Raw genomic sequence first — 20302 nt, forward strand, 5'->3', positions numbered from 1 at the left:
GTCTTCCTCAGGCTGCGGTCAGGCCGGACCAAGTTCCGTTTTCAAGACGCGGGCGGGTATCGACGGCCTCCAGAAAGCCAAACCCCTCCAGCGCGCGGGCCAGCGCGCCCCCTTCAGGGCAAGAGATTTCGAGCCGCTTTCCGAGGCTGCGTGCGGAAAGATGCGCCGAGAAAAGCAATTGAACCAATGCCAAGGAGGCATCGTTCAAGGCCCCGGTTTCGATCCGGGGGGCACTGGTCTCGGCCAGCAAACGCTGCAATTCACCGTGCAGCACGGGAAGGTCGGCAAGGGAGTAGTCGGATGAAAGGTCCATCGGGTGCGCATCTCCGAAGTTGTGCGCATCACGCTACGTTGATCGGCTTACCGAAACGCTAAATTGGAGCCTGAAATATAGAATTGTCGGAAGGGGGTTAACGAAGCCTTGCCCCTCAGCTGAGCAGATCAGCGCAGGCGCTGAACCAGAAGCCGGACCTCTTCGCGCTCGGCCTCGGTTTCGCCTTGATAGTCCTCAAGCACGCCCTGCATCCAAACCTCACGACCCGAGAAGCGGTAAACCCCATCTTCCTCAAGCCTTTTTACCAGCCGCGACATCGTCTCGCGCTGCACACCGATCAAATCGGCAAGGTCAGACCGGGTCATCGGCAGTTGCATATGCATCTCTTCGCCCTCGGGGGCACCATGCCGTGCCATCAGCCAAGCGAGAAGCTTCGAAAGACGTTCTTTGTTTGAGGTGGTTGCTGCCGCAATGATTCGCGCATGCGAGCGGTCAATCTCTGCCACTGCGCGCACCATGAGCCGCTCAAGAATCGCAGGATGGTGACGGATCAGGCGTTCGGCGCTCATGCGTGCGACGGTGCAAACCCGCGAGGGCATCAATGCGCGCGCCTCGGTTTGGTGTTCGCCTTGGCCAAGGAAAGACCGAAACCCGATGATCTCGCCGGGATAGGCCAGCCGCATCAGTGTCGAAGACCCATCGGCATTGTGGCTGCGCAGTGCAAACAGACCTTTGGAGACGCAAAACACGCCTCGGTTCGGCGCGCCCTGTTCAAAGAGCACCTCACCTTGGGCGATTTCGCGGCGCGAGAACCCACCTGTCAGTTGCGACACCGACCCAAGCCCCACGGGATGCCAGAGGCTCTTTTCGTAAAAAATGCACCGTCCGCAAGGATGATGGGGCGGATCGAACACGTCAGCCATGGGCGCAGGCCTTTCGAAAACCTCTTAAATCTTCATACCGCTATCGGCAGGTGCGTGCGAGTGCGGCACATGGTATCACCTCCTAAAGAGGCATTTAAGATGTGAGCGCTGTCACTGACAGAGGCGAAAAGCGCCTCGATATCGGCGCGATACTGGCCAAACGGAGCATGAAATGACCGATGAAACCGCCAATGCTCCGGAAATGACCCTGCCCCCGAAGCCGCCCGCACGGCAGGGAAAGGTGTCGCTTTGGCAGTATTTGAAGCTGTTTCAGCGGGACATTCTTTCGGCCCAGCCCGCGCATCTTTACCGCGCTTGGATGGCGGAAATGCGCACGCCGTTCTTCCGCTCGTTCCTGTGCAACGAGCCTGACTTGGTGCACCGCGTCTTGCGCGGCTCGGCGCATGATTTCCCCAAATCGGAACGTATCCGCATGGGGCTGAAGCCGCTCTTGCGTGACAGTGTTTTCATCACCAATGGCGCGATGTGGGAACACCAGCGCCGCATCATTGACCCCGCGTTCGAGGGTGGGCGACTGCGCGAGGTCTTCCCTGCAATGTGGCACAGCGGGGTTGCGGCGGTGGAGCGCCTACGGGGCCTGACCGACGGCGCACCACATGACATTGAAGCCGAAACCAGCCATGTGGCGATGGATGTGATCTTCCGCACCATGTTCTCGATGCCGATCGAACATGAGATTGCCCAAGCCGCGTTTGAGGGGTTCCGGGCGCACCAAGCGGCGCATCCTGTGGCGAACCTTGCGGCGATTTTGCCGTTCCCGAAATGGTTCCCCTCGGTCCATTCCAAGAAAACAGTGGAAACGGCAAAGGCGATCCGGGCGTTGATTGGACAATTGGCGGAAATGCGCGCGGTAGAGATTGCGGCGGGCACCGCGCCCGATGATCTGGCGACGAAAATCATGACCACGCCAGACCCGCAAACCGGGAAGGTGTTCGATACTGGCGAGATGGTCGATCAGGTGGCGATCTTCTTCTTGGCCGGGCATGAAACCTCCGCCGCTGCGCTAGCGTGGTCGCTTTACCTGCTTGCCACGCATCCTGAATGGCAAGAAAAGCTCGCCGCCGAGGCGACAGAGGTTTTGGGCGATGACACGCCCTATTTCTCGATCCTGAGCAAACTCAAACTCTCCCGTGCGGTGTTCCGCGAGGCAATGCGCCTTTACCCGCCGGTGCCGATGTTCGTGCGCGAAGCCGCCTGCCCGATGCATTTCAGGGGGCGCAAGGTAAAGAAGGGCGCGCAAATCATTGTCAGCCCGTGGCACCTTCACCGCCACGAGCGTATTTGGGACAATCCCGATGCCTTTGATCCGGGTCGTTGGGAGACCGAGAACGGCAAAACCGGCCTGCGCGATGCGTATGTGCCGTTCTCCGAAGGGCCGCGCGTGTGCCCCGGTGCGGCCTTTGCCATGGCGGAGGGGCCGCTTTTGCTTTCTATGTTCTTGCGTGCCTTCCGGTTTGAGCCGGTTGCGGGCGAAGTGCCGATGCCTGTTGCGCATCTCACCGTGCGCTCGGATCACGGGATCAAGTTGAAGCTAACGCCGCGGGCGTAAGGCTCAGACCGTAATCGTCAGCACCCGGTCAGCCATTGCCGCATCGGGCGCGCGGTGGCTGACAAAGATGATCCCGGCTTCGGGCAGAAGCTGGCGCAGCCCCAAAAGCGTGCCATGCGCGGTGGCGGCGTCCAACCCCTCGGTCGGCTCATCCAGCATCAGCACCTGTGGGCGGCGTAGCGCGGCGCGCGCAAGCGCCAGCCGTTTGGCTTGCCCGCCCGAAAGCCCCGAGCCTTGCGGACCAAGAAGGGTTTGAAGCCCTTCGCGGGCATGCAGCACACCGGCCAAATGCACCGCTTCCAGCGCCTGCCACATCCGCTCATCATCCTGCGCGCGTTCTTCCGGCAGCGCGAGAGCAAGGTTTTCCGCAATCGTGCCGCCGATCAGCGCGGAGCGCTGCGGCACGAGCGTGAGCCGTTCCCGCAGCCGCGCTTCGGACCAATCGCCGAGCGGCGCGCCGGAAAGAAGGATCTCGCCCGAACTGGGGGCAATCAGGCCAGAGAGCGTGGCGAGCAACGTGGATTTCCCCGCGCCCGACGGCCCTGTGACCAAAAGCGTTTCACCTGCGGCCAGCGTGAAAGAGAGCGGGCCAAAACTGGCACGTTCTGCACCGGGGCGGCGATGCACCAACGCTTTGGCTTCCAGCACCGGGGCGCCGCTGCGCGGTGCGGGCGCGGTTTGGGTTGTCGCGCGCGCGGGCGTATCGACCAGTGCCAAGACCCGGCCAGCCGCGCCTTGCATCCGGCCCCATTCAGCCAAGCCACGGCGCAGGGTGGTGAGCGTTTCGGCCAGCGCCAGCGCGACAAAGAAGCCAATCGCGCTTTCCGCAGGCGAGATGATCCCGGCTTCCGCCGCGCGTCCGCCCAAGAAGATTGCGGCCGTTGCGGCAAGCCCGGCGGTGAGCGCAAGCGCCGCGCCGGACCACAGGTCAATATCGTCCAGACGTTGGCGGGCAGCTTCTTCGGCGCGCACAGCCTCCAAAGCGGCATCGGTTTGCCGCTCCAGCGCACCGGCCACGGCCAAATCGGCCCGGTTACGCATCAGGTCCAGACTTTGGGCGCGGATCTGTTGCAGACTCGCCTCGGCTGCGGTGGCAGGCGCATGGGCGCGCAGGGCTGCCAAGGTCAGGATCGAAATGCCACCCAGCGAATAGATCGCCATCACCGCAATGGCTGTCGCAGGGGTCACAAGGAACCAAAGCGCCACAAAGGCCACGGCTTGGGTCGCACAAGCGGCAAAGAACGGAAGCACAAGGCGCAGCATCAGCCCGTCTAGCGCATCAATATCGGCGGTGAGGCGGTTCAGCGCCTCGGCCCCGCGCAGCCGCGCTTGCACCTCATGCGGCAGCCGCGTGATCCCGGAATGCACCGCGCCGCGCAGGCGGGCCAAGGCGCGCAAGGTGGCGTCGTGGCTCAGCATCCGCTCGCCATAGCGCGCCGCCGCACGCCCAAGCGCAAGGAAGCGCACCCCTGCCGAGGGGCGGAAAAAGTCAAAGGCAATGCCGATCCCGCCAATGCCCGCCGCTGCCGCGGCGGTCACGAACCAGCCCGAGAGACCCAAAAGCGCCGCGCCCATGATCAGCACGAGGATCGACAAGATCAGCCCACGCAAAAACGCTTGGCGTTCGTTTTCAGAGATCAGCCGGGCGACCAGAAGAAGCGATTTCATTGCAGCCCCCCCGCTTCAAGCGTGATGACCCGATCACAAGCGGCCAGAACGGCGGGGTCATGGCTGGAAATCAAAAGCGCCGCGCCTTTGGCTTTGAGCCCCATCAGACCCGCCATCACCGCTTGGGCGGTGTCGGCGTCCAAATCGGCCGTGGGTTCATCGGCCAAGATCATCGCCGCTTGCGCATGGTGGGCGCGCGCCAGCATCAGCCGTCGCGCCTCCCCCCCCGAGACACCGCCACCAATGTCGCCCAAGGGCGTCGCGAGGCCTTCGGGCAAGGCGGCAATAATGTCTTCCGCCTGCGCGGCTTTCAGCGCCGCATTTAAATCGCCCTCGCGCCCCAAAGTGATGGCCTCGGCCAGCGGCGCGGCGATGAATTGTGGCGCTTGCGGCAGCCAGCCCATCGCGGCGCGAATGTCATCGGCATTGGCGTCGTTCAATTCTGTCTCGCCCCACAAGATGGTGCCCTCATCGGGCCGGATCAGCCCGGCAAGCGCCGCCAAAAGCGTGGTTTTGCCTGCGCCCGAGGGGCCAGAAAGTGCGACGGCCTCACCCGGCGCAATGGCGCCATCGGCAAAGCGAATGGGCGCGGCATTGGGGGCAGGCCGCAAGGCGAGCCCGGCCCAACGCAGCGTGGCTGGCGGCAGGGGCTTTTCGGGCGTGCCATAGCCCAAAAGCGTGCCTTCGCGGGCGAGCGTTTCTTTCGCCGCAGCCAGATCTGTTGCGACGGCAAGCGCCGAAGCGCGGTCATGCCACGCGGCAGACAAATCACGCATCGGCTGAAACACGGTGGGTGCGATCATCAAGAGGAAGATCCCGGCCTCAGGGCTGAGCGGCGCACCCCATGACCCCCAAGGGATTTCACCCAATAGGTTGAAGCCCACGTAGATGGCGACCAACGCCACGCCGAGCGCGGAGAAAAGCTCCAGCACAGTGGAGGAAAGGAAGGCGACGGCCAGCACTTTCATGGTGCGGGCGCGCAGCCGCTCAAACACATTGGCCAAGTCATTGCCGGCCCGCGTTTCTGCTCCGATCAAGCGTAGGTCGGTGACAGCGGCAATCCGGTCCACCAAAGCGCCATTGAGCGTGCCCATCTGCGCCATTTGCTTTTCCGAAGCTTCCTGTGCAGCAATGCCGACCAGCGCCATGAAAATGGGAATGAGCGGCAGTGCGATCAGGAAAATCAGCACCGCAATCCAGCTAAAGGGCAGGGTCATCAAAATCAGCGCCAAAGGCACGATGCGCGAGCGCATCTCGGCGGGCGTGTAGCGCGCGGCGAACGGGCCCAGCAGGGCAAGCTTTTCGCCTGCAAGCGAGGCAAGTTCGGCAGGAGTGAGGCCAGAGGCGCGGGCATCAAGCCGCGCGGCGGCCGAAATCAGTGCTTGCCGCTCGGTCGAGACAAGCCGTGTTGCGCCCCGACTGGCCAGCGCTTGTGCCGCAGCATCGAGCGCGGCGCGCAGCCCCATGAGTGCCATGAAACCAAGCGCTGCCTCCCAGATCGGCAGCAACACCGGGGGGGCGAGAAGCCCGCCAATCGCCAAGGCGACGAGCGCGGATTGGGCGGCCCAAAGCAATTCAGAAACAGCGGCCAGAAGCCCGGCAAGGCGCAAACGACCCGCGACCGGGGCGATGAGTCTGGCCAGTTCGGCCTTCGCGGTAGAGGTGGATTTATCGCGTTTCTTCATTAGGAGTGGTGATCAATCAAAGTGGCACGGGCGTATTGGCAGCTTCCCGGCGCGTCCTGCCTAGCACTCTCGTCGAGATTTCACCAGTCGCTCGGTTGACGAGGGCGATCACAAAGGGCAATGCGGCGCCATGACACATGGAATCGACATCCAAAGCATCAGCCTGACCCGCGAAGGGGCAGAGGTTTTTCGCGATTTCAGCTTGCAGTTGCGCGAGCGGCGCATCGGTATTGTGGGGCGCAATGGGGCGGGGAAATCATCGCTGATCCGCCTGATTTCAGGATTGGTTGCGCCGCAATCGGGCACAGTGACGGTTGAAGGCGTAGATGTCTTTAAAGACCGCGCCGGGGCGCTCGACACGGTGGGACTGCTGTTTCAAAACCCCGATCACCAGATCATCTTTCCTGCTGTGATCGAAGAGATTGCCTTTGGTCTGGAGCAACAAGGCCTCAGCCGGGCCGAGGCACGGGCCCGCGCCCGCAGTGTTTTGGCCCATCATGGCCGCGCCGATTGGGAAGACCGTCTGAGCCACGCGCTTTCACAAGGGCAACGGCAGCTTCTGTGCCTGATGGCGGTTTTGGCGATGGAGCCGCGCTGGATTTTGTTCGACGAGCCCTTTGCCAGCCTTGATATGCCGACGGGGCTCGCGATTGAGGCGCGGATCAAAGCACTCAAGCAAAACGTCGTCATTGTCACCCATGACCCGTCGCGGGTCGAAGGGTTTGACCGGATCTTGTGGCTTGAGGCGGGCAAGATAGCTGCAGATGGCTCCCCCGATGAGGTGCTGCCTCGCTACCGCGCGGCGATGGAAGAATTGGCGCGGAGCATGGCATGCTAAGCTTGGCCCTGCCCAAGCGCAGCTGGGCGCATAAACTGCCCGCAAGCGTCAAATTTGGCGTGTTGGCCGTGCTGATGGTGGGGCTCATGCAATTTGGCACGCTGACGGGGCAGCTTATTGGCCTTGCCCTCGCGGCGGGGCTGACGTTGTCCTTGGGGCTCGCCGCCGGCAAAATCGCGCTGCAGGCTTTGCGCCCTGTGCTGTGGATCGTTGCGGTGATCGTGATTTGGCACTTTTGGCAACGCGAGTTTAGCCAAGGCGCCGTTTTCGGCATCCGGGTTGTGGCGATGGTAGGCCTTGCCAATTTTGTCACGCTGACAACGCCGCTGCCGGAAATTATTGCCCTTGTCGAACGGCTCGCGCAGCCGATCCGGCACTTTGGCCTATCGCCGCGCTTGCCTGCGCTGGCCGTTGGGTTGGTGCTGCGCTTCATACCTGAACTACGTGCCCGTTATGCGGCGATGACCGATGCATGGCGTGCCCGGTCCCCGCGCCGCCCGCGCACAAAACTCGTCGCCCCGCTCGCATTCTCGCTGCTTGACGATGCGGATCATTTGGCCGAAGCCCTGCGCGCGCGGGGCGGGATTGCCCCTTTGCCGACAAGGAGAGACCGGCATGGAACGTAATCTGACCCTTATCACCGTCTTTGCCGCGCTGATCGTGGTTCTGGGCCTTGTCCCGGCCATTCCGCTTGGCTTTGGCGTCCCGATCACGCTGCAATCGCTGGGCGTCATGCTCGCGGGCGCGGTGCTGGGTAGCTGGCGCGGTGCGCTGGCGGTGCTTTTGGTGCAAGGCCTTGTGGCGCTTGGCCTGCCTGTGCTGGCGGGTGGCCGTGGCGGTCTTGGCATTTTTGTTGGCCCGACCGCAGGCTTCTTGATTGGCTGGCTGCCCGCAGCCTTTGTGACGGGCTTTATCGTGGAGCGCATCCGCGCGCTGCCAGTTGCGCTTGCGGCTGGGATCGGCTCGGTTCTTGGCGGGATCGGCGTGCTCTATGCGCTCGGCATCGTCGGCTTTTGGCTTTTCAAAAATGCCGGAATGGGGCCGGAAGACACTCCGATGAGCCTTTGGACCGCGACGCTGATCATGGCGCCCTTTATCCCCGGCGACCTTGTGAAAGCGGTTTTGGCCGGGATGATCGCGCGTACCATCGCCCGCTATCGCCCCTCGGCGCTGATTGCCCGCGCCTAAGGCTGCAGCTGCGGCAATCTGACGATATCTGCCCCGAAATCGCGCAAATCACTGATTTGTGGCTGAGTTTCGGGGCATTTTCCTCTGCGGCATAAAGCGGTGTCACGAAAGTTTCGTCACGCTGCAACGGAACCGTCTTCCCCGGGGTTCATGGCCTAGATGTGCCATCACCCCGGGGGGCCTACATGTTCGATACATCACGTCAACTGCCGCGCAGACGCTTCCGCACACTCTTTTTGTCCGACCTCCATCTGGGAGCGCGCGGGTGCCGCGCAGACGATATTCTTGAGTTTCTGAAAACTGTAGAAGCCGATACAATTTACTTGGTCGGCGATATTCTTGATATCTGGCACCCCGGCAAAGTGCATTGGGGCGCCAAACAGGATGCGATCTGGGAAGATTTGACCCGCCGCCACACCGAGGGCGCCCGTGTGGTCTATTTGCCGGGCAACCATGATGCGGCTTTGCGACCGGGCGGCGGTGGGCGGCTAGATCGTTTTGAATGCGCTGATAGCCTGACCCATATCGCCGCTGATGGTGCCCGCTACCTTGTGTTGCATGGTGACCAATGCGATGCGCGGATCTTCCGCTTCCACCTAATGACCCGGATCGGCTCGCGTGCCGATGCCGCCTTACGTGCTGTCGATGCATGGTTGCGCCATCTGCGCCCGTCGATGGAGCGGGGCGTTTTTGAACTGCTAATCTCGGGTGTGAACCAGTTGATGATGGTCGGCAACGGGTTTGAGCAGCGTTTGGCCGCGCTCGCAAAAGCGGGCAACCACGATGGCGTGGTGTGCGGCCACTTCCACAAGGCGGCACTGCGCGAAAGCGAAGGCATCACTTACGCCAATTGCGGCGATTGGGTCGATAGCCGCACCGCGCTGGTGGAGACCTTTGATGGCTCTTTGCAACTGATTGAATGGCAGGCCGCCCCCGAAGCCGTGCCCACATCCGGCCCGATGGCCGAAGGGATTACCCAATGATTTTTGCCTACCTCGCCCTTGGCTTTGCTGTTTTGGCCTTGGGGCTGCATCTCGCTTCGGCTGTCTTGACGATGCTACGTTACCGCAAGCCCTCGCCGCGCAATGTGCCGGCTGATGCGCCGCTCATCACCTTATTGCGCCCGGTTTGCGGGCTGGACAATCATGATGAGGAAACGCTCGGCTCAACCTTTCATCTAAGCTATCCGAACTTGGAGATCATCTTCTGCGCGGCGCGGGAAGAAGACCCGGCGGTGGCGCTTTTGCAAAAGCTGATCGCGCAGCACCCGCAGGTGAATGCACGCGTGATGGTGGGCGAAGACCGGATCACCGCGAACCCGAAGCTCAACAACCTTGAAAAGGGGTGGCAGGCGGCACGGGGTGACTTTGTCGCGATGACAGATTCTAACCTGCTTTTGCCGACCGATTACATCGAACAGCTTTTGGCCGCCTTCCGCCCCGACACCGGGCTGGTGACCTCTCCCCCGATTGGCGTGCGCGGCGAGGGCATGGCGGCGGCGCTGGAATGTGCCTTCCTCAATGGGTTCCAAGGGCGTTGGCAACTGGCGGCGGATAGCGTGGGACTTGGCTATGCGCAGGGGAAAACGCTGATGTGGCGCCGCGACGTGCTGGAACGCGCGGGCGGGTTGGTGAGCCTTGGGCGCGATTTGGCGGAAGATGTCGCCTCCACCAAGCGCGTGCGCGATCAAGGGTTGAAGGTGCGCCTGACCCGGCAAGCTTTCACCCAACCGATTGGGCCGCGTAGTTTTGGTGCAGTTTGGGCGCGGCAATTGCGTTGGGCCCGGGTGCGGCGCGATGGGTTTGTCGGGCTCTTTGCGGCTGAAATTCTGCTTGGACCGTTTGTGCCTTTGGCGGCGCTGGTGCCTCTGTTTGGCTGGGCGACCCTTCCCACCGCGCTGCCGTTCCTTGGCCTTTGGTATGGGGCGGAACTGGCGATGATGCGCTTTGCCGGTTGGCCCTCCAAACGCGAGGACATCACCGCAATGGTCCTTCGCGATCTGCTTTTGGCACCGCTTTGGCTGCAAACTTGGCGCAGTCGCGGGTTTGAATGGCGCGGCAGCGCGATGGCGCCGGGCGTCGTATCGGAGGTGAAGGTATGAAAGGTCTAAGCTGCATCATTCCCGCCTATAACGAGGCGCCCCGGATTGAGGCCGTGCTGAACTCGGTGATCGACCATCCGCTGATCGACGAGGTGATCGTGGTCGACGATGGTTCGCGCGATGGCACGGCAGAGATCGCCGCCCGCGTGCCCGGTATTCGGCTAATCCGCTTGCCGCAAAACCGGGGCAAAAGCTGGGCCGTGGCCGAAGGAGTGGCCGCAGCAGAGCATGAGTTGATCTTGCTTCTTGATAGTGACCTTCTTGGGCTTGCACCGGAATCGCTTGCTTCGCTGATTTTTCCGGTGCGGGACGGTCGCGCCGATGTGACGATTTCCCTTCGCGGCAACGCGCCGCTTTTGTGGCGGTTGATCGGGCTCGATTACATCTCGGGGGAACGTGTGCTGCCCAAAGCACTGATCGGCGCACCCGAGGCGCTGCGGGCATTGCCGCGTTTTGGGCTGGAAATGCACTTGAACCGGCGCATGATTGCGGCGCGCGCGCGGATCATGGTGGTGGAATGGCCCAAGGTCGCCAGCCCTTGGAAAGGCTCGAAGCGCGGCGCTTGGGAAGGTATCAAGGCCGATGCCAAGATGCTCGCCGATATGTTCCGCACGGTGCCGCTGCACAGCGCGATGGCGCAGATCTGGGCGATGATCGGGCTGCGCGCCCCGACGCTTTACTGATCGCGGGCGGGCGCATCCGGTAGCCCGCCGAACTCGACCAGAAACTTCGCCGAAAGCGGCAGGCTTGCCGCGCCCAAAGCACGGGCGAGCGGCCCTGCCGTGCCCGCCAAAATCTTCGGCGGGGTCATGCCAGAGAGGTCGATCTTTTCAAGCTCTTCCTCAATCGCGGCAATCAAACGGGAACGCAGCGCTTCCGGTAGCCAGCCGTCAATCACCATCGCCTGCAGATCACACAAGCCCCCCGCAGAGGCTGCCACATGCGCCAGCGCCTTGGCGGCTTGGGCAATCCACGGGCCGACGATCTCTTCTTCCAATTCCCATTCAGGGGCAGATTCCCACAAGAACGCCCCGTCGCGACCACGCTCGACCAGCGCTTGCTCCAACGCACAAAGCGAGGCGAGTTCGACCAATTGCCGGGAACCGCCCGCACCATCTGGCACCGGCATCGATGCCAAGGCACCAGCATTGCCGCTGTGCCCCGCGAACATCGAGCCGCCAAGGACCAACCCGCCGCCCACGAAAAAGCCCAAGAAGGCATAAACAAAATCGCGCGGCAGTTTGTCTTTGCCAAAGATCAGTTCGGCATTGCAGGCCGCGGAAGCGTCATTTTCCAAAAGCACCGGCCAAGGCAGGTTTGCGCCCAGTTCCGCTCCAATATCGCGGTGACGCCAATCATCCATCGCCCCTGCGGGCAGGCCAAGCCGCTCGGCCCAATCCCAAAGCTGAAACGGCAGCCCAATCCCCAAACCTTGAATGCGGCTTTTCAGCGATGCGGGAAGCGGTTCTGTCAGTTCCGCAATCGACTCGCGCGCAAACAGCAACACACCGTCCGGGCTTGGGTAGTCGTGGCGCATCACAGTGGAGGCACGCACCTCTCCCAAAAAGTCGATGAGCACCATTTCTGTGCGCCGCCGCCCCACTTTGAGCCCCAAAAACAAAGCCCCATCGGGGGCAAGAGACATCGGCACCGTGGGTTGGCCCACCTTACCTCGCACCGGGGATTCGCGTTTCAGAAAACCGCCCGCTTCCAAGGCGCGCATGATCACGGAAACCGTCTGCGCCGAAAGCCCGGTGAGCCGTGCAATTTCAGATTTTGCGAGCGCGCCATGACGGCGAATCAAAGACAAAACAAGGCGTTCATTGCGGGCACGCATCGCCGAGTGATCGGTGCCGATCTTGTTGGCGGGAGCCACGCTCTCGCGCCCCGTTTCTTCTTTTGCCGAACCTTGCAAAATGGCCTCCTCCGCGCGACGCGGACAGAATGCTCCTGCGGCGTGATGCGGTCAAGAAATAAATAAATAACGCTGATTTATGCGCGATTCTACTAAATGCATGCCATAAAAGCAAAAACCCGCGCCTACAAGGCGCGGGTTAGAGCCAAAGACCAGGCGATTACGCCTTGGGGCCAGCCTCCAGCGCATCTTCAAAGGTACGCAGCCCCGTCGTGGGCGCTTGCACCAAAACCGCCATATTGCCGGGTTTGTGCTTGTTGCGCAGCATCTTGGTATGCGCTTGCGGGATCTCCGCCCACGGGAACACTTCGGACATGCAGGGGTCGATCCGGCGTTCCAGCATCATCCGGTTCGCCGCCGCCGCTTGCTTGAGGTGCGCGAAGTGCGAACCTTGCAGGCGCTTTTGGTGCATCCACATGTAGCGCACGTCAAAGGTGCAGTTAAAGCCCGAGGTGCCGGCGCAAATCACCACCATGCCGCCCTTTTTCACCACAAGGGTGGAAACGGGGAAGGTCGCTTCGCCGGGGTGCTCAAACACCATATCGACGTTGACGCCTTTGCCGGTGATCTCCCAGATCGCCTTGCCGAATTTGCGCGCCTCGCCGAGCCATTCTTTATATTCGGGGCTGTTCACCGTGGGCAGTTGCCCCCAGCATTTAAAGTCTTTCCGGTTGATCACGCCTTTGGCGCCAAGGCCCATAACGAAATCACGCTTGTCTTCATCCGAGATGACGCCAATAGCATTGGCACCCGCCGCGTTGATCAACTGAATGGCGAAGCTGCCAAGACCGCCCGAGGCCCCCCAAACGAGCACATTTTGCCCCGGTTGCAGGTCATGCGGCGCGTGGCCAAACAGCATCCGGTAGGCGGTGGCGAGCGTCAGGGTGTAGCAGGCGCTTTCTTCCCAAGTCAGGTGCTGCGGACGGCGCAGAAGTTGCTGCGCCTGCACACGGGTGAATTGCGAGAACGAGCCGTCATGCGTCTCATAGCCCCAAATCCGCTGGCTCGGCGAGAACATCGGGTCGCCGCCGTTGCACTCTTCATCGTCGCCATCGTCTTGGTTGCAGTGGATCACGACCTCGTCGCCCACTTTCCAGTTCTTCACCTTGTCGCCGACCTTCCAGACGATCCCAGACGCATCCGAACCAGCGATATGATAGGGCTGTTTGTGGCCATCGAACGGGCTCACCGGCACGCCAAGACCGGCCCAAATCCCGTTGTAGTTCACGCCTGCGGCCATCACCAGAACCAGCACTTCGTGGCTGTCGATCTCCCAAGTGGGGACGACCTCAACTTGGAAGCTTTGCTCCGGCTCGCCGTGGCGGTCACGACGGATCGCCCATGCGTACATGTTCTTCGGAACATACCCGAGCGGCGGCATCTCGCCGATCTCGTAGAGGTCTTTCTCGGGGGCTTCGTAAGGCGCAATGCCGGTATTCTGATCGAGGGCCATCAGCGTCTCCTGGGTTTCGCCGCGCCGCAGAATCGAGGCGCTGTCCGGAAGGAGTTAACTGCGCATGCGCAACAATGCAATGCCTGACGTTATGTTTTTGTAATTTTATGACCGCGCGACCGCAGCATTTCCGAGACAGGCGGCCACTTCGGGCGAAGTTGGCCGCCTATTTGAGCTATCGATAGGTGAAAGTGCCAATTTCGCAGACGTTTACACCTTCCTTGATCAGCTCATCGCCATCCTCGAAAACGGCCTTAAAGTCGAACTTACAATAGCCCGATGCATCATCGAAATTGATGACCACAGAGTCACCCGAGGGCAGGACGTCCCGGCCAAGGATATCTTCTTCCCAACTATCTGACCCGGTATTCGAGCCATAAAACCGGACCATCGTGTAGCCCGTGACGTTGACAATCTTTACGCGCCGATCCAGCGCCGCAGCCGGTACCGCGATAGAAGCAAGCATGCCCGCAAGAGCGGCCATCGTCACAAATCGTCTGGACACCATGTTTTCCCCCTCTGGGATAGACCCATGCTGACTCGGCGTAATTGCCGATGCGCTAGCGTTACACAGCCACGTGATCAGTCAATTGATTGCAGCCAATAACTTTAAAGAATTTCGCTGTTTCAAACTTTGCCGCGCCGCAGCGAATTGACAGCGACACATTGTTACGCGTATCAGCTTCATTGAATAACAATCTTGCGAACAAAGAATCGCCCGCGCCGGAGGCCGCCATGACCGACACGACGACACCCGCACCGCCCGCCAAGGACAAGCCTTGGCTGTTTCGCACCTATGCTGGGCATTCCACAGCAGAAAAATCGAATGCGCTTTATCGGATGAACCTTGCCAAGGGGCAGACGGGGCTTTCGGTTGCGTTCGATCTGCCGACGCAGACGGGCTATGACAGCGATCACGTGCTGAGCCGGGGCGAAGTGGGCAAGGTCGGTGTGCCAGTGTGCCATTTGGGCGATATGCGCGCGCTCTTTGACCAAATCCCGCTTGAGCAGATGAACACCTCGATGACGATCAACGCCACCGCGCCGTGGCTGTTGTCGCTTTATATCGCGGTGGCCGAAGAGCAAGGGGCCGATGTCTCCAAGCTGCAAGGCACTGTGCAAAATGATCTGGTGAAAGAGTACCTTTCGCGCGGCACCTATATTTGCCCGCCCAAGCCCAGCCTTGCGATGATCACCGATGTCGCGGCCTATACCCGCGAAAATCTGCCCAAATGGAACCCGATGAACGTCTGTTCCTACCATTTGCAAGAAGCAGGTGCGACGCCGGAACAGGAACTGGCCTTCGCGCTTGCCACGGGCATTGCGGTGCTCGATGATCTTAAGACCAAAGTCCCGGCGGAAGGCTTCCCGGCGATGGTCGGACGGATTTCCTTCTTTGTGAATGCGGGCATCCGGTTCGTGACCGAGATGTGCAAGATGCGCGCCTTCACGGAGCTGTGGGATGAGATTTGCCGCGAGCGTTACAGGATTGAAGAAGAGAAATACCGCCGCTTCCGCTATGGCGTGCAGGTGAACAGCCTTGGGCTGACCGAGCAGCAGCCGGAAAACAACGTCTACCGGATCTTGATCGAGATGCTGGCGGTGACACTTTCCAAGAACGCCCGCGCGCGTGCGGTGCAATTGCCCGCATGGAACGAGGCTTTGGGCCTGCCGCGCCCGTGGGATCAGCAATGGTCGCTGCGGATGCAGCAGATCATGGCCTATGAGACAGATTTGCTTGAATATGGCGATCTGTTCGATGGCAACCCGGCGGTGACTGCGAAGGTCGAAGAGCTGAAAGCCGGGGCGCGGCAAGAGCTTGAAACGCTCGACGCGATGGGCGGGGCGATTGCCGCCATCGAATATATGAAAGGCCGCTTGGTCGAAAGTAACGCCGCGCGCCTTGGCCGGATTGAGGCGAATGAAACCGTGGTTGTGGGCGTGAACCGCTGGACCGAGGGCGAGCCCTCGCCGCTTACGGCGGGCGATGGTGGCATCATGGTCGTCGCCCCGGCGGTAGAAGCCGACCAAATCTCCCGGTTGGAAGCATGGCGCGCGGCCCGAGATACAGCCGCTGTCGAGGCAGCCCTTGCGCAACTGCGCGCGGATGCGGCGGCGGGCAAAAACGTCATGCCCGCCTCAATTGCCGCCGCGAAAGCGGGTGTAACCACGGGCGAATGGGCGGGCGTCATGCGCGCAGTCCATGGCGAATACCGTGGGCCGACGGGCGTCTCGCGCAGCCCCTCGAACCGCACGGAAGGGCTGGAAGATATTCGCGCCGCCGTCGATGCCGTTTCCACGCAACTGGGCCGGCGGCTCAAGTTCTTGGTCGGCAAGCCGGGGCTTGATGGGCACTCCAACGGGGCCGAGCAAATTGCCTTCCGCGCGCGCGATTGCGGGATGGACATTTCCTATGAAGGCATCCGCCTGACACCCGAACAAATCGTGGCGCAAGCGCTGGACGAAGGCGCGCATGTGGTCGGCCTGTCGATCTTGTCGGGCTCTCACCTGCCGCTGATTGAGGAGTTGATGGATCGGATGCGTGCCGCTGGCCTGACCCATGTTCCGGTGGTTGTGGGCGGCATCATCCCCGATGAGGATGCGGTGAAACTTAAAGCCTTCGGCGTCGCGCGGATCTACACGCCCAAGGATTTTGAGCTGAACCGGATCATGATGGATATCGTCGCACTCGCCACCCCCAGCGAAGCGGCAGCCTAAAAACCAAATCCCTTTGAGATCGAAAGGCCGCGCCCGGGCGAACCGGACGCGGCCTTTTTCGTCGGCAAAACCTACATCCCCAAAAGGCCGGGTAGCGTCAGCGTGATCGCCGGCACATAGGTGATCAGAACGAGGAAGATCAGCATCGTCAGCAGCCACGGCCACGCTGGTTTTCCTTGTGGCGCAAGCAGATGCCACTCGCGCGCGGGCAAAACTTGCAACCGATGCGCTGTGGGTAGAACAGACACTCAGCTTTCAAATGTCGGTCGACGAAGATCAGCTAGTCCGGCTGGCCTTGGATGCGGCAGGCGGCACGGCGCAAAACCTCCTGAATGCGCGGGCGCGACTTCATATCACCTCGAACCCAGAAACTTTGGGTATTCGCTGGTATGGCGTTGATGGGCGGCTTGTGGCCGCGCAGCCCGAAAGCCCTGATCACGGTGAGGGGGCGCTAGCCGCGCAACTTTTGGCCTCTGGCGCGGTTACGGCGCGTCCGGTTTATAGCTCTGTGCGCAATGGGGTCGTGTCGCTTGCGCAGCGCATCTCGGCCAATGGCGGGGTGGTGGTCGCCTCCGTCTCTTTGCCGATGATGCTGGAGCGCCATATCCCTTGGTGGATTGCCGAACAATATGGCGTCCGGGTGACGGATGCCTCTGGCACTTTGGCGGAGCGCGCGCGCCGCCCTGTGGCTGAGGGCGCGCCGTATCATGGGATCAGTTTCGATCCGCCGCTTGCAGGCACCACGCTGGAGATCATGGCTTATGATGCGCCACCAGTGATTGGCCCCTCGGCGCTGATTGCCGCGATTGGGGCGCTTTCCGTCTTTGCCATTTTAGCGCTGGCTGCCCTCCATCGCAGCGCCACCCGCCGTCGCAGTGCGGAAGAACGGCTGCATGCCGAAATGGCCTTTCGTCGGGCAATGGAAGAAAGCCTGACGGTCGGCATGCGTGCCAAGGATTTGCAGGGCCGCATTCTTTATGTGAACGCCGCTTTTTGCAAATTGGTGGGCTACACGGCCGAGGAGTTGGTGGGCCGCGCCTCTCCGATGCCCTATTGGGCCTTTGACACAATGGAAGAAACGCTCGCCCGGCAGCGGCAGTTGACCGAAGGGCCGGCCGTGCCGCAAGCCTTTGAAACGCGTTTTCGGCGTGCCGACGGGGTTGAGATAGAGGTGCAGGTCTATGAAGCCCCGCTGATTGACGCGGGAGGTAAACATCGCGGGTGGATGGGCTCGATCATCGACATTACCGAGGCAAAGGGCGCCGCGCGGCGCGCCCGCGCCCAAGATGAAAGCCTGGCCCGCACCGGGCGCTTGGTAACGTTGGGCGAGATGGCCTCGACCCTGGCGCATGAGTTGAACCAGCCGCTTGCGGCCATTGCCTCTTATGCGGCGGGAGGGCTGAACCTTTTTGAACAGCCCGAGCCCGATATGGGGATGCTGCGCCAAGCGTTTGAAAAGATGGCGACCCAAGCGCGCCGCGCGGGGGAGATTATTCGCAGGGTGCAAGATTTTGTGCGCAAGCGCGCGCCGCAACTTGGCCCGCTTGATTTACCCGAGGTGGTGGCCGATGCCATCGCGATGATGGCGCCTTTGGCGCGCGAAAACCGGGTGAAGCTATCAAGCGTGATTGCGGGGCAGATCCCGCCCGTCAGCGCGGATCGGATCTTGATCGAACAGGTGTTGGTGAACCTAATCCGCAACGGCATTGAGGCAATGGCGGAGGGGCCACGCACCGGCCCAGAACTTGAGGTGCGGCTCACCCATGGCGAGGGCATGGTGTTCTTGGAGGTGGTGGACGCTGGGCCGGGGATTTCTGATACTGTGGCCGCCAGCCTGTTTGACCCCTTCACCTCCACCAAATCGGAAGGCATGGGGATGGGGCTGAACATCTGCCGGTCGATTGTGGAATTGCACCACGGGCGGCTCGTCTATCACCCCCGCCCCGAAGGCGGCACAAGCTTCACCTTCACCTTGCCGGTGCACAGCGAAGGAGGCCCCGCATGAGCGACACCGTCCATATCGTCGATGACGAGGAAGGTCTGCGCGACAGCCTGAGCTTTCTTTTCGCCTCGCGCGGGATTGCGGCGCAGGGCTGGCCCTCAGGGGAGGCGGTGCTGGCGGCATGGCCCTTGCCCGATTGTGGCTGCCTCATTCTTGATGTGCGGATGGAGGGGATCTCTGGTCCGCAACTGCTTGATGCGCTGCAAGCGCTGCCCGGCCAGCCGCTCATTCCGCCGGTGATCTTTTTAACCGGCCATGCTGATGTGCCGCTGGCGGTCGAGGCGCTGAAATCGGGTGCTTTTGACTTTGTCGAAAAGCCGTTCAACGACAACCACATCGTCGATATCGCGCTGTCTGCGATGGCAGCCCATGCCGGGCGCTTAGCTGAAGCGCAGGCCCGCGAAGCCGTCGAGGCGCGGCGGGCGAGCCTTTCCGCGCGGGAGGCAGAGGTGATGGAATTGATGCTGGAAGGGCTGATGAACAAGCAAATCGCCGACAGCCTTGGCATTGCCATGCGCACCGTTGAAGTGCACCGCTCGCGCGTGCTCGCCAAGATGGGTGCCCGCAACATTGCTGACCTTGCCCGAATGATTTCTTAATTTCGGAAAGTTGCAAAGCGGCTGTTAACGCTCATTTCTTCCCCGCTGAAAGCCAGCTCAGCTCTGCCGCAGTCGTCAGTTTCGGCACATAATCGGCGCTGATCCAGCCTTTAAATTTGTCTTTCGCCACCTGCTTGAAAAGCGCCTTAAGGTCCAGCCCATCGCTGCCGGGCATTGCCCGGTCTGGGGCCGCGGCAAGGCGGATCAGTTTTACCTGCGGCGCAAAGCGCTCCCAAAGCGCCATCGGCTCGGTTCCCAAGGCCACCGCTTCGCAAGTGTCGAGCACAAGGCCAAGATTGGGCTGCGCGACGGCGTCAAGCACCTCGGCCAGCTGATCATAACCCGTCAGAAAGTCGCCGCTCGCATAGGGGGCCATCGCGAACACGCGTTTGGGCGCGGCATCGCAGGCCCAGCGCAGGTTTTCGACCAAGGTTGCGAAATCCCCTTTCGGCCCCGCGCGCAACTCGACCGCGGCCGGTTTTAGCACATCGGCGTAGCGCGCCATGCGTTTGAAGTCGCGCTGAAACCGCTCCTGCCCTCCGGGAGCGGCGGCAAAGCCGGGCGGCACGCCGGTGTAGTTTGGCGGCGGTGCCTGCATAGAGGCAAAAACGAGCCCGTTCATCACCAGACGGTCGCGCAAATCCTGCACTGGCCCATCATAGGGGGCGGACAAGCTTATGCCACTAAACCCCGCCGCCTGCGCCGCGCCAAAGCGCGCGGGTTCGGGCAATTCCAAAAACAGCGTGGACAAATCCGCCGCCAAGCGCAGCCGCATTTACAAATCCGCCATCCGGGTGATCGGGAAGAACACACCGCCCGAGGTGAGGCCGAGCCAATCTTCGCCCTCATGCGGCACGGGCTGGGCGATATCCACCAGCCGATAGAAGGTTTTGCGGTCAATCCGCGCCTCAAGCCCGCGGCGCACATGCACATAGGGGCGCGGCTCGCCATCGCTTGCAAATCGGACCCGGATCGGGTTTTCCGGCCCCGCGGTGACCGTATCGCCCACATTGGTGGTAAAGGTCAGATCGCTGCCCTCGGCCACGCAATCCACCGCGATAAAGGGCGCATCCTCGACCCGGATACCCACCTTTTCCACTGGGGTGACAAGGAAATACCTGCCATCTTCCAGCTTCAAGATCGAAGCGAAAAGCTTCACCAAAGCCTCGCGCCCCATCGGCGTGCCTTGGTAAAACCACGTCCCATCTGTGCGGATTTCCATATCCAGATCACCGCAAAAGGGCGGGTTCCACAAATGCACGGGCGGCGGACCTTTTTTGCTAGCGGCACGGGCGGCTGCGGCCAGCCCATCGGCATTTGGTGCGGGCTTCACGGTGTTTTGTGTCTCAGATCTATCCGTCATCGGCT

The 20302-nt window shown here is 61.6% G+C and carries 21 protein-coding genes; 10 read left to right on the forward strand and 11 right to left on the reverse strand.

All coding sequences use genetic code 11. The features are described from left to right. Positions 1–7 precede the first annotated feature (7 nt). Together CRO18_RS15205 and CRO18_RS15210 are read right to left on the reverse strand one after the other, a co-directional pair. The gene (locus CRO18_RS15205; protein ID WP_097082768.1) at positions 8–313 is read right to left on the reverse strand and encodes an STAS domain-containing protein; all 306 of its coding nucleotides are present in this window, start codon (positions 311–313) and stop codon (positions 8–10) included. Positions 314–441: 128 nt separating this feature from the next. Then, on the reverse strand, positions 442–1197 hold the full coding sequence (locus tag CRO18_RS15210; protein WP_097082769.1) for a Crp/Fnr family transcriptional regulator: 756 nt from the start codon (positions 1195–1197) through the stop codon (positions 442–444). Positions 1198–1369: 172 nt separating this feature from the next. On the opposite strand from CRO18_RS15210, the gene CRO18_RS15215 reads away from it, so the two are divergent. Then, positions 1370–2767, forward strand: coding sequence for a cytochrome P450 (locus CRO18_RS15215; RefSeq protein WP_097082770.1), 1398 nt, complete (start codon positions 1370–1372; stop codon positions 2765–2767). Positions 2768–2770: 3 nt separating this feature from the next. On the opposite strand, the gene cydC is transcribed toward CRO18_RS15215, so the two are convergent. Together cydC and CRO18_RS15225 are read right to left on the reverse strand one after the other, a co-directional pair. Beyond that, a complete protein-coding gene (cydC, locus tag CRO18_RS15220) occupies positions 2771–4435 on the reverse strand; it encodes a thiol reductant ABC exporter subunit CydC (RefSeq protein ID WP_097082771.1) in 1665 nt (554 codons plus the stop codon). Beyond that, entirely contained in the window at positions 4432–6120 is a 1689-nt protein-coding gene (locus tag CRO18_RS15225) for an ABC transporter ATP-binding protein/permease (protein WP_097082772.1), read from the reverse strand. The genes cydC and CRO18_RS15225 overlap by 4 nt, the downstream gene beginning before the upstream one ends. A gap of 130 nt (positions 6121–6250) precedes the next feature. On the opposite strand from CRO18_RS15225, the gene CRO18_RS15230 reads away from it, so the two are divergent. The 6 genes from CRO18_RS15230 (at position 6251) to CRO18_RS15255 (ending at position 10930) form a co-directional block, all read left to right on the forward strand. After that, the gene (locus CRO18_RS15230; protein ID WP_097082773.1) at positions 6251–6958 is read left to right on the forward strand and encodes an energy-coupling factor ABC transporter ATP-binding protein; all 708 of its coding nucleotides are present in this window, start codon (positions 6251–6253) and stop codon (positions 6956–6958) included. Beyond that, positions 6952–7584 (forward strand): energy-coupling factor transporter transmembrane protein EcfT, encoded by a 633-nt coding sequence (locus CRO18_RS15235; RefSeq protein ID WP_097082774.1) that lies wholly within the window; start codon positions 6952–6954, stop codon positions 7582–7584. The genes CRO18_RS15230 and CRO18_RS15235 overlap by 7 nt, the downstream gene beginning before the upstream one ends. Then, a complete protein-coding gene (locus tag CRO18_RS15240; protein ID WP_097082775.1) occupies positions 7574–8146 on the forward strand; it encodes a biotin transporter BioY in 573 nt (190 codons plus the stop codon). The genes CRO18_RS15235 and CRO18_RS15240 overlap by 11 nt, the downstream gene beginning before the upstream one ends. A 185-nt stretch (positions 8147–8331) precedes the next feature. Continuing rightward, complete coding sequence (locus tag CRO18_RS15245) at positions 8332–9129, forward strand: UDP-2,3-diacylglucosamine diphosphatase (protein ID WP_097082776.1); 798 nt, start codon at positions 8332–8334, stop codon at positions 9127–9129. Then, on the forward strand, positions 9126–10247 hold the full coding sequence (locus tag CRO18_RS15250; RefSeq protein WP_097082777.1) for a ceramide glucosyltransferase: 1122 nt from the start codon (positions 9126–9128) through the stop codon (positions 10245–10247). Before CRO18_RS15245 ends, CRO18_RS15250 begins: the two co-directional genes overlap by 4 nt. Then, entirely contained in the window at positions 10244–10930 is a 687-nt protein-coding gene (locus CRO18_RS15255) for a glycosyltransferase (RefSeq protein ID WP_219907874.1), read from the forward strand. Before CRO18_RS15250 ends, CRO18_RS15255 begins: the two co-directional genes overlap by 4 nt. Here CRO18_RS15255 and CRO18_RS15260 read toward each other — a convergent pair. From CRO18_RS15260 to CRO18_RS19010, 4 genes are all read right to left on the reverse strand, one after another. Further along, a complete protein-coding gene (locus tag CRO18_RS15260) occupies positions 10924–12162 on the reverse strand; it encodes an ROK family transcriptional regulator (RefSeq protein ID WP_349290225.1) in 1239 nt (412 codons plus the stop codon). The two genes, CRO18_RS15255 and CRO18_RS15260, sit on opposite strands and share 7 nt — an antisense overlap. 160 nt (positions 12163–12322) lie before the next feature. Beyond that, positions 12323–13615 carry a crotonyl-CoA carboxylase/reductase gene (gene ccrA, locus CRO18_RS15265; protein ID WP_076486379.1) on the reverse strand — a complete coding sequence of 431 codons (1293 nt, stop codon included), beginning with the start codon at positions 13613–13615 and terminating at the stop codon, positions 12323–12325. A 175-nt stretch (positions 13616–13790) separates the two neighbouring features. Beyond that, entirely contained in the window at positions 13791–14123 is a 333-nt protein-coding gene (locus tag CRO18_RS15270) for a hypothetical protein (protein WP_076486380.1), read from the reverse strand. Positions 14124–14181: 58 nt separating this feature from the next. Then, entirely contained in the window at positions 14182–14361 is a 180-nt protein-coding gene (locus CRO18_RS19010; RefSeq protein WP_212710153.1) for a hypothetical protein, read from the reverse strand. Here CRO18_RS19010 and CRO18_RS15275 point away from each other — a divergent pair. After that, positions 14351–16333 carry a protein meaA gene (locus CRO18_RS15275; RefSeq protein ID WP_097082807.1) on the forward strand — a complete coding sequence of 661 codons (1983 nt, stop codon included), beginning with the start codon at positions 14351–14353 and terminating at the stop codon, positions 16331–16333. The genes CRO18_RS19010 and CRO18_RS15275 overlap by 11 nt on opposite strands. 71 nt (positions 16334–16404) lie before the next feature. On the opposite strand, the gene CRO18_RS18900 is transcribed toward CRO18_RS15275, so the two are convergent. Next, positions 16405–16581, reverse strand: coding sequence for a hypothetical protein (locus CRO18_RS18900; protein WP_170952696.1), 177 nt, complete (start codon positions 16579–16581; stop codon positions 16405–16407). 11 nt (positions 16582–16592) lie between these two features. Here CRO18_RS18900 and CRO18_RS15280 point away from each other — a divergent pair, with 11 nt between their 5' ends. Beyond that, complete coding sequence (locus CRO18_RS15280; RefSeq protein WP_097082778.1) at positions 16593–18338, forward strand: sensor histidine kinase; 1746 nt, start codon at positions 16593–16595, stop codon at positions 18336–18338. After that, a complete protein-coding gene (locus CRO18_RS15285) occupies positions 18335–18934 on the forward strand; it encodes a response regulator transcription factor (RefSeq protein ID WP_097082779.1) in 600 nt (199 codons plus the stop codon). The genes CRO18_RS15280 and CRO18_RS15285 overlap by 4 nt, the downstream gene beginning before the upstream one ends. Before the next feature lie 31 nt (positions 18935–18965). On the opposite strand, the gene CRO18_RS15290 is transcribed toward CRO18_RS15285, so the two are convergent. Both CRO18_RS15290 and CRO18_RS15295 read right to left on the reverse strand, forming a co-directional pair. Next, positions 18966–19709 carry a TIM barrel protein gene (locus CRO18_RS15290; protein ID WP_097082780.1) on the reverse strand — a complete coding sequence of 248 codons (744 nt, stop codon included), beginning with the start codon at positions 19707–19709 and terminating at the stop codon, positions 18966–18968. Then, positions 19710–20297, reverse strand: a complete 588-nt coding sequence (locus CRO18_RS15295; protein WP_394341455.1) for a DUF1285 domain-containing protein — start codon at positions 20295–20297, stop codon at positions 19710–19712. Positions 20298–20302: the final 5 nt, after the last annotated feature.

It is taken from the genome of Rhodobacter sp. JA431 (assembly GCF_900217725.1).
GTDB lineage: Bacteria > Pseudomonadota > Alphaproteobacteria > Rhodobacterales > Rhodobacteraceae > Rhodobacter > Rhodobacter aestuarii.

Bases quoted from the DNA above. Each gene is read 5' to 3' on its own strand.
- CRO18_RS15295 (WP_394341455.1), bottom strand. From the start codon at position 20,297: ATGACGGATAGATCTGAGACACAAAACACCGTGAAGCCCGCACCAAAT.
- cydC (WP_097082771.1), bottom strand. From the start codon at position 4,435: ATGAAATCGCTTCTTCTGGTCGCCCGGCTGATCTCTGAAAACGAACGC.
- CRO18_RS15235 (WP_097082774.1), top strand. From the start codon at position 6,952: ATGCTAAGCTTGGCCCTGCCCAAGCGCAGCTGGGCGCATAAACTGCCC.
- CRO18_RS15275 (WP_097082807.1), top strand. From the start codon at position 14,351: ATGACCGACACGACGACACCCGCACCGCCCGCCAAGGACAAGCCTTGG.
- CRO18_RS15205 (WP_097082768.1), bottom strand. From the start codon at position 313: ATGGACCTTTCATCCGACTACTCCCTTGCCGACCTTCCCGTGCTGCAC.
- CRO18_RS15270 (WP_076486380.1), bottom strand. From the start codon at position 14,123: ATGGTGTCCAGACGATTTGTGACGATGGCCGCTCTTGCGGGCATGCTT.
- CRO18_RS15280 (WP_097082778.1), top strand. From the start codon at position 16,593: ATGTCGGTCGACGAAGATCAGCTAGTCCGGCTGGCCTTGGATGCGGCA.
- CRO18_RS15215 (WP_097082770.1), top strand. From the start codon at position 1,370: ATGACCGATGAAACCGCCAATGCTCCGGAAATGACCCTGCCCCCGAAG.
- CRO18_RS15210 (WP_097082769.1), bottom strand. From the start codon at position 1,197: ATGGCTGACGTGTTCGATCCGCCCCATCATCCTTGCGGACGGTGCATT.
- CRO18_RS15245 (WP_097082776.1), top strand. From the start codon at position 8,332: ATGTTCGATACATCACGTCAACTGCCGCGCAGACGCTTCCGCACACTC.
- CRO18_RS15225 (WP_097082772.1), bottom strand. From the start codon at position 6,120: ATGAAGAAACGCGATAAATCCACCTCTACCGCGAAGGCCGAACTGGCC.
- CRO18_RS15240 (WP_097082775.1), top strand. From the start codon at position 7,574: ATGGAACGTAATCTGACCCTTATCACCGTCTTTGCCGCGCTGATCGTG.
- CRO18_RS15285 (WP_097082779.1), top strand. From the start codon at position 18,335: ATGAGCGACACCGTCCATATCGTCGATGACGAGGAAGGTCTGCGCGAC.
- CRO18_RS15290 (WP_097082780.1), bottom strand. From the start codon at position 19,709: ATGCGGCTGCGCTTGGCGGCGGATTTGTCCACGCTGTTTTTGGAATTG.
- CRO18_RS15255 (WP_219907874.1), top strand. From the start codon at position 10,244: ATGAAAGGTCTAAGCTGCATCATTCCCGCCTATAACGAGGCGCCCCGG.
- CRO18_RS15230 (WP_097082773.1), top strand. From the start codon at position 6,251: ATGACACATGGAATCGACATCCAAAGCATCAGCCTGACCCGCGAAGGG.
- ccrA (WP_076486379.1), bottom strand. From the start codon at position 13,615: ATGGCCCTCGATCAGAATACCGGCATTGCGCCTTACGAAGCCCCCGAG.
- CRO18_RS15250 (WP_097082777.1), top strand. From the start codon at position 9,126: ATGATTTTTGCCTACCTCGCCCTTGGCTTTGCTGTTTTGGCCTTGGGG.